This is a genomic window from Pantoea sp. Ap-967 (assembly GCF_011752565.1).
In the GTDB taxonomy this organism is placed as follows: domain Bacteria; phylum Pseudomonadota; class Gammaproteobacteria; order Pseudomonadales; family Pseudomonadaceae; genus Aquipseudomonas.
The window spans coordinates 8,938-27,353 of sequence record NZ_VWXK01000051.1 but is presented as its reverse complement, the minus strand read 5'-3'; the positions used below and the strand labels follow the sequence as shown (position 1 = coordinate 27,353).

1 protein-coding gene is annotated in these 18,416 nt (G+C 63.2%); it reads left to right on the top strand.

The window, feature by feature from the left end; genetic code table 11:
- On the top strand, positions 1 to 18,401 hold an 18,401-nt coding region (locus tag F3J45_RS28810; protein ID WP_370526503.1), incomplete at its 5' end, for an immunoglobulin-like domain-containing protein.
- Positions 18,402 to 18,416: the final 15 nt, after the last annotated feature.

The window sequence follows — 18,416 nt, the reverse complement described above, 5'->3', positions numbered from 1 at the left end:
GCGCCCCGGTTACCGGCAATCCGGTCGTCGTGACCCTGACCAATGGCCAGACCATCACCATTCCAGTCGGTCAGAGCTCCGGCACCGCCACCGGCGTGGTCAGCAATGACGTTTACCAAGGCCATGCGCCCGTCACCAACAGCATCAGCAACGTATCGGGCGGGAACTACGAGAATCTGGTGGCCGACAAGTCACAAGTCAGCACCAACGTTACCGATGTGCAGGACACCACCACCGTCACCCTGACCGCCACACCGTCCGTGGCCGAAGGCGGGACCATCATCTACACGGCAAGTGTGGGCGCTCCAGTGACCGGTAGTCCGGTTGTGGTCAGCCTGGCGAGTGGCCAGACCATCACCATTGGCGTCGGGCAAAGCTCGGGCACCGCTACAGGTGCCGTGACCAATGACGTGTATCAGGGCCATGCCCCGGTTACCAACAACATCACCGCCGTCAGCGGCGGCAACTACGAAAATCTGGTGGCGAACACCGCGACGGTGACCACCACCGTCACCGATGTGCAGGACACCACCACCGTCACCCTGACCGCCACACCGTCCGTGGCCGAAGGCGGCACCATCATCTACACCGCTACCGTGGGCGCCCCAGTCACCGGCAACCCCGTCGTGGTGACGCTGACCAATGGCCAGACCATAACGATCCCAGTCGGCCAAAGTTCTGGCACCGCCACGGGCGCCGTGACCAATGATGTTTACCAAGGCCATGCACCGGTCACCAACAGCATCAGCAATGTGTCCGGCGGCAATTACGAAAACCTGGTGGCGGACAAAACCCAGGTCAGCACCAGTGTCACCGATGTACAGGACACAACGACCGTCACCCTCACCGCTACGCCATCGGTGGCTGAAGGCGGAACCATCATCTACACCGCCAGCGTGGGCGCACCGGTCACTGGCAGCCCGGTGCTCGTGGCCCTCGCCAACGGCCAGAACATCACCATTGCGGTAGGCCAGAGTTCCGGCACCACCACGGGTGTCGCCAGCAATGACGTCTATCAAGGCCATGCGCCGGTCACCAACAGCATCACCGCCGTGAGCGGCGGCAGCTACGAAAACCTGGTGGCAAACACCGGCACCGTGAGCACTACCGTCACCGATGTACAGGACACCACCACGGTGACCCTGACCGCGACATCATCCGTGGCCGAGGGCGGCACCATCGTCTACACCGCCTCCGTAGGCGCACCGGTCACCGGCAGCCCGGTCGTGGTGACCCTGACCAATGGCCAGACCATCACCATCGCCGTCGGCCAAAGCGCCGGCACCGCCACGGGGGTCGTCAGCCACAGCCCTTACCATGAGCATGAGCCGGTTACCAACAGCATCAGCACTGTGTCGGGTGGCAACTACGAGAACCTGGTGGCGGATAAATCCCAGGTCAGCACCAATGTCACCGACGTGCAGGACACCACCACCGTCACGCTGACCGCCACACCGTCCGTGGCCGAAGGCGGCACCATCATCTACACCGCGTCCGTGGATGCTCCGGTGACTGGCAGCCCGGTGGTGGTCAGCCTGGCCAACGGCCAGACCATCACCATTCCGGTTGGCCAGAGTTCGGGCACGGCGACGGGCGTCGCCAGCAATGATGTCTACCAGGGCCACGCCCCGGTCACCAACCACATCACTGCCGTCAGCGGGGGTGATTACGATGAGCTGGTGGCCAATACCGCTGACGTGAGCACAACGGTCACCGATGTTCAGGACACCACCACGGTCACCCTGACCGCCACCCCGTCCGTGGCCGAGGGCGGGACCATCGTCTACACCGCCACGGTGGGCGCGCCAGTGACCGGTAGCCCGGTCGTGGTGACGCTGACCAATGGCCAGACCATCACCATTCCGGTCGGCCAGAGTTCAGGCACGGCCACCGGCGCCGTGAGCAATGACGTTTATCAGGGCCATGCGCCGGTCACCAACAGCATCAGCAATGTCTCGGGGGGCAATTACGAGAACCTGGTGGCCGACAAGTCCCAGGTCAGCACCAGCGTGACCGATGTGCAGGACACCACCACGGTCACCCTGACCGCCACGCCAAGCGTGGCCGAAGGCGGGACCATCATCTACACGGCAAGCGTGGGCGCTCCCGTCACCGGCAGCCCAGTCGTGGTCAGCCTGGCCAATGGCCAGACCATCACCATTGCAGTTGGCCAGAGCTCGGGCACCGCTACCGGTGCCGTTACCAACGACGTCTACCAAGGCCACGCGCCGGTTACCAATAACATCACCGCCGTCAGCGGCGGCAGCTATGAAAACCTGGTGGCGAGCACCGCCACGGTGAGCACCACGGTCACGGATGTTCAGGACACCACTACCGTGACGCTGACGGCCACACCGTCTGTGGCCGAGGGTGGCACCATCCTCTACACCGCCACCGTGGGTGCGCCGGTCACTGGAAGCCCGGTCGTGGTCAGCCTGGCGAACGGCCAGACCATCACCATTGGCGTTGGTCAAAGCTCTGGAACCACTACAGGTGCGGCGAGCAACGATGTGTATCAAGGCCATGCCGCTGTCACCAACAACATCACCACTGTCAGCGGTGGCAATTATGAAAACCTGGTGGCCGACAAGTCGCAGGTCAGCACCAATGTCACCGACGTGCAGGACACCACCACGGTTTCGCTGTCGGCGACTCCGAGCGTGGCCGAGGGCGGGCAGATCGTTTATACCGCTACCCTGACCAACGCGGCCCAGTCTGCCGTGACGGTCAACCTCAGCAATGGCCAGACCATCACCATCGCCGCCAACCAGACCTCAGGCAGCGTCACGGTTGTTGCACCGGGCGACGACCCCTACCTCGATGCCAGCCAGGTCAGTGCCCGCATCACCAGTGCTTCGGGGGGCAATTTCGAGAACCTGGCGGTCAGCAGCAGCCCTGCAGTGACCCAGGTTACCGACACCATCGACACGTCGACCGTCAGCCTCACAGCCACACCTTCCGTCGCAGAGGGGGGCACCATTGTCTATACCGCGACCGTTACGGCCCCTGTCACAGGCTCTGCCGTGGTGGTGAACCTGGCCAATGGCCAAACCATCACCATCGCGGTCGGGCAAAGCTCTGGCACCGCTACGGCAACCGTGAGCAATGACGTTTACCAAGGCCACCCGGCGGTCAGCAACAGCATTAGCAGCGTCTCCGGTGGCAACTACGAAAACCTGGTCGCAGACAAAACCCAGGTCAGCACCAGTGTTACCGATGTGCAGGACACCACTACCGTCACCCTGACGGCCACACCATCCGTGGCCGAGGGTGGGACCATCATTTACACCGCCACCGTTGGTGCACCGGTCACCGGCAGCCCGGTTGTGGTCAGCCTGGCCAACGGCCAGACCATCACTATCCCCGTTGGCCAGAGTTCAGGCACTGCGACGGGCGCGGTGACCAATGACGTGTACCAAGGCCATGCGCCGGTTACCAATAACATCACCGCTGTCAGTGGCGGCAATTATGAGAACTTGGTAGCCAACACCGGTACGGTGAGCACCACCGTCACCGATGTGCAAGACACCACTACCGTCACTCTGACGGCCACACCATCCGTGGCTGAAGGCGGCACCATCGTCTACACCGCAAGCGTGGGTGCGCCGGTCACTGGCAACCCGGTCGTGGTAACCCTGACGAATGGCCAGACCATCACCATTCCAGTTGGCCAAAGCTCGGGAACCGCTACGGGCGTGGTCAGCAATGACGTGTATCAAGGTCACGCCCCAGTCACCAACAGCATCAGCAGTGTGACGGGGGGTAACTACGAGAACCTGGTGGCTGACAAATCTCAGGTCAGCACTACGGTCACGGATGTGCAGGACACCACCACCGTCACGCTGACGGCTACGCCAAGCGTGGCTGAAGGTGGCACGATCATCTACACGGCGAGTGTGGGTGCTCCGGTCACTGGCAGCCCAGTCGTGGTTACGTTGACCAACGGCCAGAGCATCACCATCCCGGTCGGCCAGAGCTCGGGCACGGCTACCGGGGCAGTAAGCAATGACGTCTACCAGGGTCACGCACCGGTCACCAACAGCATCAGCAACGTGTCGGGCGGCAACTACGAGAACCTGGTGGCCGACAAAACCCAGGTGAGCACCAGCGTTACCGATGTGCAAGACACTACTACCGTGACCCTCTCCGCCACCCCGTCCGTAACCGAAGGCGGCACCATCGTCTACACCGCCACCGTTGGCGCGCCGGTTACCGGCAATCCAGTCGTGGTCACACTGACCAATGGCCAGACCATTACGATTCCGGTTGGCCAAAGCTCCGGCACCGCCACGGGTGTCGTCAGCAATGACGTCTATCAGGGCCATGCGCCGGTCACCAACAGCATCAACAACGTGTCTGGTGGTAACTACGAGAACCTGGTTGCCGATAAAACCCAGGTCAGCACTTCTGTCACCGATGTGCAGGACACCACTACCGTCACTCTGACCGCTACGCCAAGCGTGGCCGAAGGCGGGACCATCATTTACACCGCCACAGTTGGTGCACCGGTCACCGGTAGCCCGGTCGTGGTCAGCCTGGCCAACGGCCAGACCATCACCATTCCAGTCGGCCAGAGTTCGGGTACCGCTACTGGCGCCGTGACCAATGACGTGTACCAGGGCCATGCCCCGGTTACCAACAACATCACCGCCGTCAGCGGCGGTAACTACGAAAACTTGGTGGCCAACACCGGTACGGTGACCACCACCGTCACCGATGTTCAGGACACCACCACGGTTACCCTGACCGCCACGCCGTCCGTGGCCGAGGGCGGAACCATTGTCTACACCGCGACCGTTGGCGCGCCGGTTACCGGTAATCCGGTCGTGGTGACCCTGACCAATGGTCAAACCATCACTATCGCCGTTGGCCAAAGCTCCGGCACGGCTACCGGTGTCGTCAGCAATGACGTGTATCAAGGCCATGCTCCGGTCACCAACAGCATCAACAACGTGTCCGGTGGCAACTACGAGAATCTGGTTGCCGATAAAACCCAGGTCAGCACTTCTGTCACCGATGTGCAGGACACCACTACCGTCACTCTGACCGCTACGCCAAGCGTGGCCGAAGGCGGGACCATCATTTACACCGCCACGGTTGGTGCACCGGTCACCGGTAGCCCGGTCGTGGTCAGCCTGGCCAACGGCCAGACCATCACCATTCCAGTCGGCCAGAGCTCCGGCACCGCGACGGGCGCCGTAACAAATGACGTGTACCAAGGCCATGCCCCGGTCACCAACAACATCACCGCCGTCAGCGGTGGTAACTACGAAAACTTGGTGGCCAACACCGCCACAGTGAGCACTACGGTCACTGATGTTCAGGACACGACCACCGTCACCCTGACGGCTACGCCAAGCGTTGCCGAAGGCGGGACCATCGTTTACACCGCCACCGTGGGCGCACCGGTCACCGGCAACCCGGTCGTGGTCACGCTGACCAATGGCCAGACCATTACCATTCCCGTTGGCCAGAGCTCTGGCACCGCCACCGGCGTGGTCAGCAATGACGTTTACCAAGGCCATGCGCCGGTCACCAACAGCATCAACAATGTCTCCGGTGGCAATTACGAGAATCTGGTAGCCGACAAGTCGCAGGTCAGCACCAGCGTGACCGATGTGCAAGACACCACCACGGTCACCCTGACCGCTACGCCAAGCGTGGCCGAAGGCGGGACCATCATCTACACCGCCACGGTTGGCGCCCCAGTCACCGGCAGTCCGGTGGTGGTCAGCCTGGCCAACGGCCAGACCATCACCATTCCAGTCGGCCAGAGCTCCGGCACCGCGACGGGCGCCGTGACCAATGACGTGTACCAAGGCCATGCCCCGGTCACCAACAACATCACTGCCGTCAGCGGCGGCAATTACGAAAACCTGGTAGCCAACACCGGTACGGTGACCACCACCGTCACCGATGTTCAGGACACCACCACGGTTACCCTGACCGCCACGCCGTCCGTGGCCGAGGGCGGAACCATTGTCTACACCGCCACCGTTGGCGCTCCGGTTACCGGCAATCCAGTCGTGGTCACACTGACCAATGGCCAGACCATTACGATTCCGGTCGGCCAAAGCTCCGGCACCGCCACGGGTGTCGTCAGCAATGACGTCTATCAGGGCCATGCGCCGGTCACCAACAGCATCAACAACGTGTCCGGTGGCAACTACGAGAATCTGGTTGCCGATAAAACCCAGGTCAGCACTTCTGTCACCGATGTGCAGGACACCACTACCGTCACCCTGACCGCTACGCCAAGCGTGGCCGAAGGCGGGACCATCATTTACACCGCCACGGTTGGTGCACCGGTCACCGGTAGCCCGGTCGTGGTCAGCCTGGCCAACGGCCAGACCATCACCATTCCAGTCGGCCAGAGCTCCGGCACCGCGACGGGCGCCGTAACAAATGACGTCTACCAAGGCCATGCCCCGGTCACCAACAACATCACTGCCGTCAGCGGCGGCAATTACGAAAACCTGGTAGCCAACACCGGTACGGTGACCACCACCGTCACCGATGTGCAGGACACCACCACCGTCACCCTAACTGCCACGCCGTCCGTGGCCGAAGGCGGCACCATCGTTTACACCGCTACCGTGGGCGCCCCAGTTACCGGCAACCCGGTCGTGGTCACGCTGACCAATGGCCAGACCATTACTATTCCCGTTGGCCAGAGCTCCGGCACGGCTACCGGGGCAGTAAGTAATGATGTCTACCAAGGCCACGCCCCAGTGACCAACAGCATCAACAACGTATCCGGCGGCAACTACGAGAACCTGGTAGCCGACAAGTCGCAGGTCAGTACCACCGTCACCGATGTTCAAGACACCACCACCGTCACCCTGACCGCAACGCCGTCCGTGGCCGAAGGCGGCACCATCATCTACACCGCGACGGTCGGCGCCCCGGTCACCGGCACACCGGTGGTTGTGACCCTGGCCAACGGTCAGAGCATCACCATCCCGGTTGGCCAGAGCTCAGGCACCGCGACGGGGGCTGTGAGCAACGATGTGTATCAGGGCCATGCCCCGGTTACCAACAACATCACCGCCGTCAGCGGTGGCAATTACGAAAACTTGGTCGCCAACACTGCAACGGTGAGCACCACCGTTACTGATGTGCAGGACACCACTACCGTGACGCTGACCGCCACACCATCGGTGGCCGAGGGCGGCACCATCATCTACACCGCCACCGTGGGCGCCCCGGTGACTGGCAGCCCAGTCGTGGTCAGCCTGGCCAACGGCCAGACCATTACCATTGCGGTCGGGCAGAGCTCCGGCACCGCAACAGGTGCGGTGAGCAATGATGTCTATCAAGGGCATGCCCCCGTTACCAACAGCATCAGCAACGTATCGGGCGGCAACTACGAGAACCTGGTCGCAGACAAGACTCAAGTCAGCACCACGGTCACCGATGTAACGGATACCACCACCGTCACCCTGACCGCCACGCCATCCGTGGCCGAGGGCGGCACCATCATCTACACCGCCACCGTGGGCGCGCCGGTTACCGGTAGCCCAGTCGTGGTCACCCTGACCAATGGCCAGTCCATCACCATTGCCGTTGGGCAAAGCTCCGGCACGGCGACTGGCGCGGCGACCAATGATGTGTACCAAGGCCACGCACCGGTCACCAACAGCATCAGCAACGTGTCGGGGGGCAACTACGAGAACCTGGTGGCCGACAAAACCCAAGTCAGCACCAGCGTCACGGACGTGCAGGACACCACCACGGTATCGCTGTCAGCGACCCCGAGCGTTGCCGAAGGCGGCCAGATCGTTTACACCGCGACGCTGACCAACGCCGCGCAAACGGCGGTGACGGTGACCCTGAGCAATGGCCAGAGCATCACCATTGCGGCAAACCAGACGACCGGCAGCGTCACGGTTGCCGCGCCAGCCGATGACCCGTACCTTGATGCCAGCCAGGTCAGTGCGCGCATCACCAATGCCACGGGTGGCAACTTCGAGAACCTGGCGATCAACAGCACGCCGGCCGTGACCAATGTCACCGATACCGTCGACACCTCGACTGTCAGCCTGACAGCTACTCCATCGGTGGCCGAAGGCGGCACGATCGTCTACACGGCGACGGTTACGGCACCGGTCACCGGCTCTGCGGTGGTGGTGACCCTGGCCAACGGGCAAACCATCACGATTCCGGTTGGGCAGAGTTCCGGCACGGCCACCGCTGCGGTGAGCAACGACGTTTATCAGGGCCATCCTGCTGTCACCAACAGCATCAGCAACGTGTCTGGTGGCAACTATGAGAATCTGGTCGCGAACAAGGCAGCTGTCAGCACCACAGTGACCGATGTCCAGGACACCACCACGGTTACCCTGACCGCCACACCGTCCGTGGCCGAGGGTGGGACCATCATTTACACCGCCACCGTTGGTGCACCGGTCACCGGCAGCCCGGTTGTGGTCAGCCTGGCCAACGGCCAGACGATCACCATCCCCGTTGGCCAAAGCTCAGGCACGGCCACGGGGGCAGTAAGCAATGACGTCTACCAAGGCCACGCCCCGGTCACCAACAACATCACCGCCGTCAGCGGCGGCAACTACGAAAACCTGGTGGCCAACACGGCCACGGTGAGCACCACGGTCACCGATGTAACGGACACCACCACCGTCACCCTGACGGCCACGCCATCCGTAGCCGAGGGCGGCACCATCATCTACACCGCTACCGTGGGTGCGCCGGTGACCGGCAGCCCGGTCGTGGTGACCCTGGCCAATGGCCAGTCCATTACGATTCCAGTCGGCCAGAGCTCTGGCACGGCTACTGGCGCCGTAAGCAACGACGTTTACCAAGGCCACGCTGCTGTCACCAACAGCATCAGCAACGTGTCCGGCGGCAACTACGAGAACCTGGTGGCCGACAAAACCCAGGTCAGCACCAGCGTCACGGACGTGCAGGACACCACCACGGTGTCGCTCTCGGCTACGCCGAGCGTGGCCGAAGGCGGCCAGATCGTTTACACCGCCACCCTGACCAACGCCGCACAAACGGCAGTAACCGTTACGCTGAGCAATGGCCAGACCATCACCATTGCCGCCAACCAGACGACTGGGAGCGTGAACTTCGCCACCCACGGCGATAACCCGTACGTCGACGCCGCCCAGGTCAGCACGCGCATCACCAATGCCACGGGCGGCAATTTCGAGAACCTGGCGATCAACAGTTCGCCAGCGGTGACCAATGTCACCGATACCATCGACACCTCGACCGTCAGCCTCACGGCAACACCATCAGTGGCCGAAGGTGGGACTATTGTCTACACGGCGACCGTCACGGCGCCGGTCACCGGCTCTGCGGTGGTGGTGACCCTGGCCAACGGCCAGACCATTACCATTCCGGTTGGGCAAAGCTCCGGAACCGCTACGGCGGCTGTGAGTAACGACGTCTATGTGGGGCACGCCGCCGTCAGTAACAGCATCAGCAACGTTTCCGGCGGCAATTACGAAAACCTGGTCGCAGACAAGACTCAAGTCAGCACCACGGTCACCGATGTGACGGATACCACTACCGTCACCCTGACAGCCACACCATCCGTGGCCGAGGGCGGCACCATCATCTACACCGCTACCGTGGGTGCGCCGGTGACCGGCAGCCCGGTCGTGGTCACCCTGACCAATGGCCAGTCCATTACCATTCCAGTCGGGCAAAGCTCTGGCACAGCCACTGGCGCTGTAAGCAACGACGTTTATCAAGGCCACGCCGCTGTCACCAATAGCATCAGCAATGTGTCCGGCGGCAACTACGAAAATCTGGTGGCCGACAAAACCCAGGTCAGCACCAGCGTCACGGACGTGCAGGACACCACCACGGTATCGCTGTCGGCAACGCCATCGGTGGCCGAAGGTGGCCAGATCGTCTACACCGCCACGTTGACCAACGCCGCACAAACGGCGGTTACCGTCACCTTGAGCAATGGCCAGACCATCACCATTGCCGCCAACCAGACCACGGGTAGCGTGAACTTCGCCACCCACGGCGATAACCCATACGTCGATGCCGGCCAGGTCAGTGCGCGCATCACCAACGCCACGGGCGGCAACTTCGAGAACCTGGCGATCAACAGCACGGCAGCGGTGACCAATGTCACCGACACCATCGACACCTCGACCGTCAGCCTTACCGCAACCCCATCGGTAGCCGAAGGTGGCACCATCGTCTACACGGCGACCGTCACCGCGCCGGTAACGGGCTCTGCCGTAGTCGTAACCCTGGCCAACGGGCAGACCATTACCATTCCGGTTGGGCAAAGCTCAGGCACTGCCACGGCTGCCGTCAGCAACGACGTGTATCAGGGCCATCCTGCTGTCACCAACAGCATCAGCAATGTGTCCGGCGGCAACTACGAGAACTTGGTAGCCGACAAAACCCAGGTCAGCACCAGCGTCACCGATGTACAGGACACCACTACCGTCACCCTGACCGCCACGCCGTCCGTGGCCGAGGGCGGCACCATCGTCTACACCGCGACCGTCGGTGCCCCGGTCACCGGCAGCCCGGTCGTGGTCAGCCTGGCCAACGGCCAGACCATTACCATTGCGGTCGGGCAGAGCTCCGGCACGGCCACTGGGGCGGTAAGCAATGACGTCTACCAAGGCCACGCACCGGTCACCAACAACATCACCGCCGTCAGTGGCGGCAATTACGAAAACCTGGTCGCAGACAAGACTCAAGTCAGCACCACGGTCACCGATGTGACGGATACCACCACCGTCACCCTGACAGCCACGCCATCCGTGGCCGAGGGCGGCACCATCATCTACACCGCTACCGTGGGTGCGCCGGTGACCGGCAGCCCGGTCGTGGTCACCCTGACCAATGGCCAATCCATCACGATTCCGGTTGGTCAAAGCTCTGGCACAGCCACTGGCGCTGTAAGCAACGACGTTTACCAGGGCCACGCTGCTGTCACCAACAGCATCAGCAACGTGTCCGGGGGCAACTACGAGAACCTGGTCGCAGACAAAACCCAGGTGAGTACCAGCGTCACAGACGTGCAGGACACCACCACCGTTTCGCTCTCGGCTACGCCATCCGTGGCCGAAGGCGGGCAGATCGTCTACACCGCGACGCTGACCAACGCCGCACAAACGGCGGTTACCGTCACGCTGAGCAATGGCCAAACCATCACCATCGCCGCCAACCAGACCACAGGTAGCGTGAGCTTCGCCACCCATGGCGATAACCCGTACCTCGACGCCGCCCAAGTCAGCACGCGCATCACCAACGCCACGGGCGGCAACTTCGAGAACCTGGCGATCAACAGCTCGCCAGCGGTGACCAACGTCACCGACACCATCGACACCTCGACCGTCAGCCTAACGGCAACGCCATCGGTGGCCGAAGGCGGCACCATCGTCTACACCGCGACCGTCACCGCACCGGTAACGGGCTCTGCCGTAGTCGTGACCCTGGCCAACGGACAGACCATTACCATTCCGGTTGGGCAAAGCTCAGGCACTGCCACGGCTGCCGTCAGCAACGACGTGTATCAGGGCCATCCTGCTGTCACCAACAGCATCAGCAACGTATCTGGCGGCAACTACGAGAACCTGGTGGCCAACAAGGCCGCGGTCAGCACCACGGTGACCGATGTACAGGACACCACCACCGTCACCTTGACGGCTACGCCGTCGGTGGCCGAGGGTGGCACCATCACTTACACAGCCACGGTCGGCGCACCGGTTACGGTGAACCCGGTGGTGGTGACCCTGGCCAATGGCCAGACCATCACGATTCCGGTCGGGCAAAGCTCCGGCACCGCCACCGGCGCCGTGACCAACGATGTCTATGTAGGCCACGCTGCCGTCACCAACAGCATCAGCGCGGTGTCCGGGGGCAGCTACGAGAACCTGGTGGCCGACAAGACCCAGGTCAGCACCAGCGTCACGGATGTGCAGGACACCACCACGGTGTCGCTGTCGGCTACGCCATCGGTGGCCGAAGGTGGCCAGATCGTCTACACCGCTACGTTGACCAACGCCGCGCAAACCGCGGTGACAGTCACCCTGAGCAATGGCCAGACCATCACCATCGCTGCCAACCAGACCACGGGCAGCGTGAACTTCGCCACCCATGGCGACAACCCGTACCTCGACGCCAGCCAGGTCAGCACGCGCATTACCAATGCCACGGGCGGCAACTTCGAGAACCTGGCGATCAACAGCACGCCAGCGGTGACCAACGTCACCGATACCATCGACACCTCGACCGTGACGCTCACCGCCACCCCATCGGTAGCCGAAGGCGGCACCATCACCTACACCGCCACCGTCAGCGCTGCCGTCACCGGCAGCCCGGTGGTGGTGACCCTAGCCAACGGCCAGACCATCACCATTCCGGTCGGCCAGACGTCGGGTACGGCCACAGGGGCGGTTTCCAACGACGTCTACCAGGGCCACGCGCCAGTCACCAACAACATTACCGCCGTCAGCGGCGGCAATTACGAGAACCTGGTGGCTAACCAGACGCCGGTCAGCACCACGGTGACCGATGTGCAGGACACCACCACGGTCACCCTCACCGCCACACCGTCGGTGGCCGAGGGCGGCACCATCACCTATACCGCCACCGTCGGTGCGCCGGTCACGGTCAGCCCGGTGGTGGTGACACTGGCCAACGGCCAGACCATCACCATCCCGGTCGGCGCCAGCTCTGGCACCGCCACCGGCGCGGTGACCAACGACGTGTACGTGGGCCACGCGCCGGTCACCAACAGCATCACCGCTGTCAGCGGTGGCAGTTACGAGAACCTGGTGGCCAATACCGCCACGGTGAGCACCACGGTCACCGATGTGCAGGACACCACCACGGTCACCCTGACCGCCACGCCATCGGTGGCCGAAGGCGGCACCATTACCTACACCGCTACCGTCGGCGCGCCGGTCACTGGCAACCCGGTGGTGGTCACCCTGACCAACGGCCAGACCATCACCATTCCGGTCGGCGCCAGCTCCGGCACCGCCACTGGCGCGGTGACCAACGACGTGTACCAAGGCCACGCACCGGTCACCAACAGCATCAGCAACGTGTCTGGCGGCAACTACGAAAACCTGGTGGCCGACAAAGCACAGGTCAGCACCAGCGTCACGGACGTGCAGGACACCACCACCGTGTCGCTGTCGGCTACACCGAGCGTGGCCGAAGGTGGCCAGATCGTGTACACCGCCACCCTGACCAACGCCGCGCAAACCGCCGTGACCGTTACCCTGAGCAACGGCCAGACCATTACCATCGGCGCCAACCAGACCACCGGCAGCGTGACCATCGCCGCGCCAGCCGACGACCCGTATATCGACGCAGGCCAGGTCAGCGCACGCATCACCAACGCCACCGGGGGCAACTTCGAGAACCTGGCGATCAACAGCACCGCGGCAGTGACCAACGTCACCGACACCATCGACACCTCGACCGTGACGCTGACCGCCACGCCGTCGGTGGCCGAGGGTGGCACTATCGTCTACACCGCCACGGTCACGGCGGCGGTGACAGGCAGCCCGGTACTGGTGTCCCTGGCCAACGGCCAGACCATTACCATTGCGGTTGGCCAGACCTCAGGCACGGCCACGGGCACCGTGACCAACGACGTGTACCTGGGCCATGCGCCAGTTACCAACAGCATCACCGCGGTCAGCGGCGGCAACTATGAAAACCTGGTGGCCAACAAGACCGCTGTGAGCACCACGGTCACCGATGTGCAGGACACCACTACGGTCACCCTGACGGCCACCCCATCGGTGGCCGAGGGCGGCACCATTACCTACACCGCCACCGTCGGCGCGCCGGTCACGGTCAACCCGGTGGTGGTAACCCTGGCCAACGGGCAAACCATCACCATTCCGGTCGGGCAAAGCTCGGGCACCGCGACCGGCAGCGTGACCAATGACGTGTACCTGGGCCACGCCCCGGTGACCAACAGCATCACCAATGTGACCGGCGGCAGCTATGAGAACCTGGTCGCCAATACCGCAACCGTCAGCACCACGGTCACCGATGTAACCGACACCTCCACCGTCACCCTTTCGGCAACGCCAAGCGTGGCCGAAGGCGGCACGATCATCTATACCGCCACCGTCAGCGCGCCGGTCACGGTCACCCCGGTGGTGGTGACCCTGACCAACGGCCAGACCATTACCATCCCGGTTGGCCAAAGCAGCGGCACCGCCACCGGCACGGTCACCAACGATGTCTACCAGGGCCATGTCGCGGTCACCAACAGCATCAGCAGCGTCTCCGGGGGCAGTTACGAGAACCTGGTGGCGAACAAGACCGTGCTCAGCACCAGCGTCACCGACGTGCAGGACACCACCACCGTTACCCTGACCGCCACACCCACCGTGGCCGAGGGTGGCCAGATCGTCTACACCGCCACCCTGACCAACCCGGCGCAAACGGCGGTTACCGTGGCCTTGAGCAACGGCCAGAGCATCACCATCGGCGCCAACCAGTCGTCCGGCACCGTCACCGTCGCCGCGCCAGCCGATGACGTGTACATCGACGCGACCACGGTCAGCACCACCATTACCAGCGCCACCGGCGGCAACTTCGAAAACCTGGCGATCAACCCGGCGCCAGCGGTTACCGCCGTGACCGATACGCTGAACAACACCACCCTTGGCATTACCGGCACGGCCACCGTGGCCGAAGGCAACACCGCCACCTACACCCTGACCTTGAGCAGCCCGCCGCAAACCGATGTGGTGGTGAAGCTGAGCTACAGTGGCACGGCCACCAATGGCGTGGACTACACCGGCGTCGCGACCGTGACCATCAAGGCCAACAGCTCGACGGCCACCTTCAGTATCCCGACCATCAAGGACAACATCACCGAAGGCACCGAAACCTTCACCATCAAGATCGACTCCGCCACCGGCGGCAACTTCGAGGGGCTGGTGGTCAGCAATACCGCGGGCAGCATCACCACCCAGCTGTTCGAACCTGCACCGGTGCTGGACCTGGACGCCAATGACTCCAGCGGCAAGACCGGCGCCGACTTCCAGACCACGTTCACCGAGAACGGCGCGGGCAACTCGATCAGTGACGTGGACATTTCCATCACCGACTTCGACAGCACGCAGATGGCCGGCGCCACGGTCACCCTGACCAACCCGCAGGCAGGTGATGCGCTGAACCTGGGCAACAGCGTTGCGGGTATCACCATCACCTCCAGCGTGGTGGCGGGCAAGGTGGTGCTGACCCTGACAGGTTCAGCCTCGCTGGCCGACTACATGCAGGCGATCAAGAACATCACCTTCGTCAACACCAGCGAAGACCCAAGCACCACGCCGCGGATCATCACGGTCACGGTCACCGATGGGGTCAACGTGTCCAACACCGCGACCACCACGGTCAACGTGGTGGCGGTCAACGATGCGCCGGTTTCGGCCGGCGGCGCCGTTACCGGGGTCGAGGACACCGCGCTGGTACTGAACTGGAGCAACTTCAACGTCACCGACGTCGACAGCCCCACTTCAAGCCTTGGCGTCACCATCACCCAGCTGCCGACCTTGGGCACCTTGCAGTACAACAACGGCACCACGTGGGTGAACGTGACCCTCAACCAGACCGTGAGCCAGGCCGACATCGCCGCCGGCAAGCTCAAGTTCGTGCCGCTGGCCAACCAGTCCGGGGTCGATGCCTACGGCGGCACGGGTGTTGGCAACAAGCAGGCCGATTACGCGCAGATCAAGTTCAAGCCCACCGATGGCATCACGCCGGGCAGCGAAGCCACGCTGAAGGTCGACATCACGCCGGTGGCCGACGCGCCAACCCTGTCGATCGGCAGCAACAGCGTCAACTCGCTGGGCCTGACCAAGGAAACCTGGACCACCCTCACCGGCCTGGGCACCAACGGCAACGGCATCACCGGCGACGCACTGAAGACGGTGTTCACCAATTCCGGCACCGCCACCACGTCCACGACCATCACCAACGTGCAATCCGACTCCAGCGTAGCGGCGCAAAGTGGCTCGAAAACGTCCGGCCTGGTGTACCTGGAAGCCGGCAAGACCTACACCTTCAGCGGCGTCGCCGACGACAGCCTGTTGGTGAACATCGGCGGCAAGAACGTGGTGACCGCCACCTGGGGCGCCAACTCGGGCCTGGTGTCGGGCACCTACACGCCGACCGCCAGTGGCTACTACACCGTGGAGATCTACCACGCCAACCAATCCGGCCCGGGCAGCTACGACGTTAATATCGCCGTGGGCAGTGGCTTGGCCGGCGACTTCAACAGCACCACCATCCCGATGTACCAGAACGTCACGGCCCTGACCAACGCCGGGGTCACGGTGTCCGACCTGCACGGTAACGGCACTCAGGGTTACTACGATGGCTACAAGCTCAACGAGGGGCCGGAGAACGGCAGCGTCAAGCTGGTGGGCATCACCAGTGGCCTGACCGACACCGACGGCTCGGAAACCTTGAGCGTGAAACTGGGCGGGATCCCGGCGGGCTCGGTACTCAGCGACGGTGCCGGGCATACCGCCACGGTGGGCAGCACTGCGGTGGATGTCACCGGCTGGACCCTGAGCAGCCTGAGCATCAAGACCCCGGCCTACTACAGCGGCCAGTTCGATGTGAAGGTGACTTCGACGTCCACCGAGTCGGTGGGCGGCAGCTTCGCCACGACCGAGGGCACGCTGAAGGTAACGGTGTACCCGGACACCTACACCACCTCCCAGCTGACCACCGCCAACGACACGGCAACCGGCACCTACGGCGATGACATCATCATTGGCGATACCGCCGGCCTGCACATGACCGCGGGCACCAACTACAACCTCGCCTTCATCGTCGACACCTCGGGCAGCATGAGCACAACGGGCATCGATGCGACCAAGGCGTCGCTGGCTACCACCTTCCAGACCCTGCTGGCCGATGCCAAGGGCACCGGGGTCGGCACGGTCAACGTGCTGCTGGTGGACTTCGCCACCCAGGTCAAGAGCACCGTTGCGGTCACTCTCAACGATGCTGGCCTCAAGACCCTGCTCAATGCCTTGAGCGGCATGAGCGCCGACGGCGGCACCAACTACGAGGACGCCTTCAAAACCACCGCCAACTGGTTCCAGAACCTGAAGACTGCCGGCGTTACCGGCACCAACCAGACCTACTTCCTCACCGATGGCCAGCCGACCTACTACCAGACTGGCGAGCAAACCAACCCAACCCTGGCCAACAGCACGGTCAAGCTCGACACGCTGCTCACCAACATCAGCTACAAGATGGGCGACACCCTGACTAACTACCAACTCGACACCAGCAACCGGGTGTCGATCGATACCACCGGCAAGCTCACCGCCGAAACCCGCAGCTACGACCTGGCAAGCCTGAGCTACAAGTGGAGCGCGGTCACCACCGGCCTGATCCACGCCGAAGGCAACGGTGGCTACGAGTTGTCGAAGCTGGCCGGCACCGGCAGCACCACCACCAGTGACACCTTGTCCAACGCGACATCCAGCTTCGCCCTGCTTTCGGCGTTGTCGCCGGTCGAGGCGGTTGGGGTGGGCACAGGTATCAGCATCAGCGACCTGAAGCCGTTCGACAGTGACGGGGTACCGCAGGTCAACATCGACCCGACCAAGATCACCGATGCGATCCTCGGCCACACCGACCAGACCGTTGCCGGTGCCGATACCATCAGCGGCGGCGACGGCAACGACATCATCTTCGGTGACCTGGTGAGCTTCGACTCGATTCCCGGCAGCGGCGTGGAGGCCATCCAGGCCTTCGTCGCCACCAAGCTGGGGGTGGACGCCAGCACCGTGGATGCCAAGGTGATGCACCAGTACATCACCGAGCACTACGCCGATTTCGACCTGTCGCGCACCAACGACGGCGCCGATACCCTGATGGGCGGCGGCGGCAACGATATCCTCTTCGGCCAGGGCGGCAACGATTACCTCGATGGTGGCAAGGGCAACGACATCCTGCTTGGCGGTGCCGGCAACGACACCTTGCTTGGTGGCGAAGGCAACGACCTGCTGTACGGCGGCGCCGGCAATGACACGCTGATCGGCGGCAAGGGCAATGACACCCTCACCGGGGGTGCCGGGGCAGACATCTTCGTGTGGAAGGCAGGCGACATCGGCAACGATGTGATCAAGGACTTCAAGTTGAGCGAGGGTGACCGGCTCGACCTGACTGACCTGCTGCAAGGCGAGCGGGGTTCTACCATCGACAACTACCTGAAAATCACCACCGTGGGCGGCGAGTCGACACTGCAGATCAGCACCGAAGGCAAGCTCAATGCTGCAGGCGGGCTGGCCAACGCCGATGTAACGATCAAGCTGGAGGGGGTGAACTGGTCGACCACCACGATCAACTCGTTGATCAGCGGCGCCGACCCGACCATCAAGATCGACAACAACAACAGCTGATTGGCAGGCGCGGCA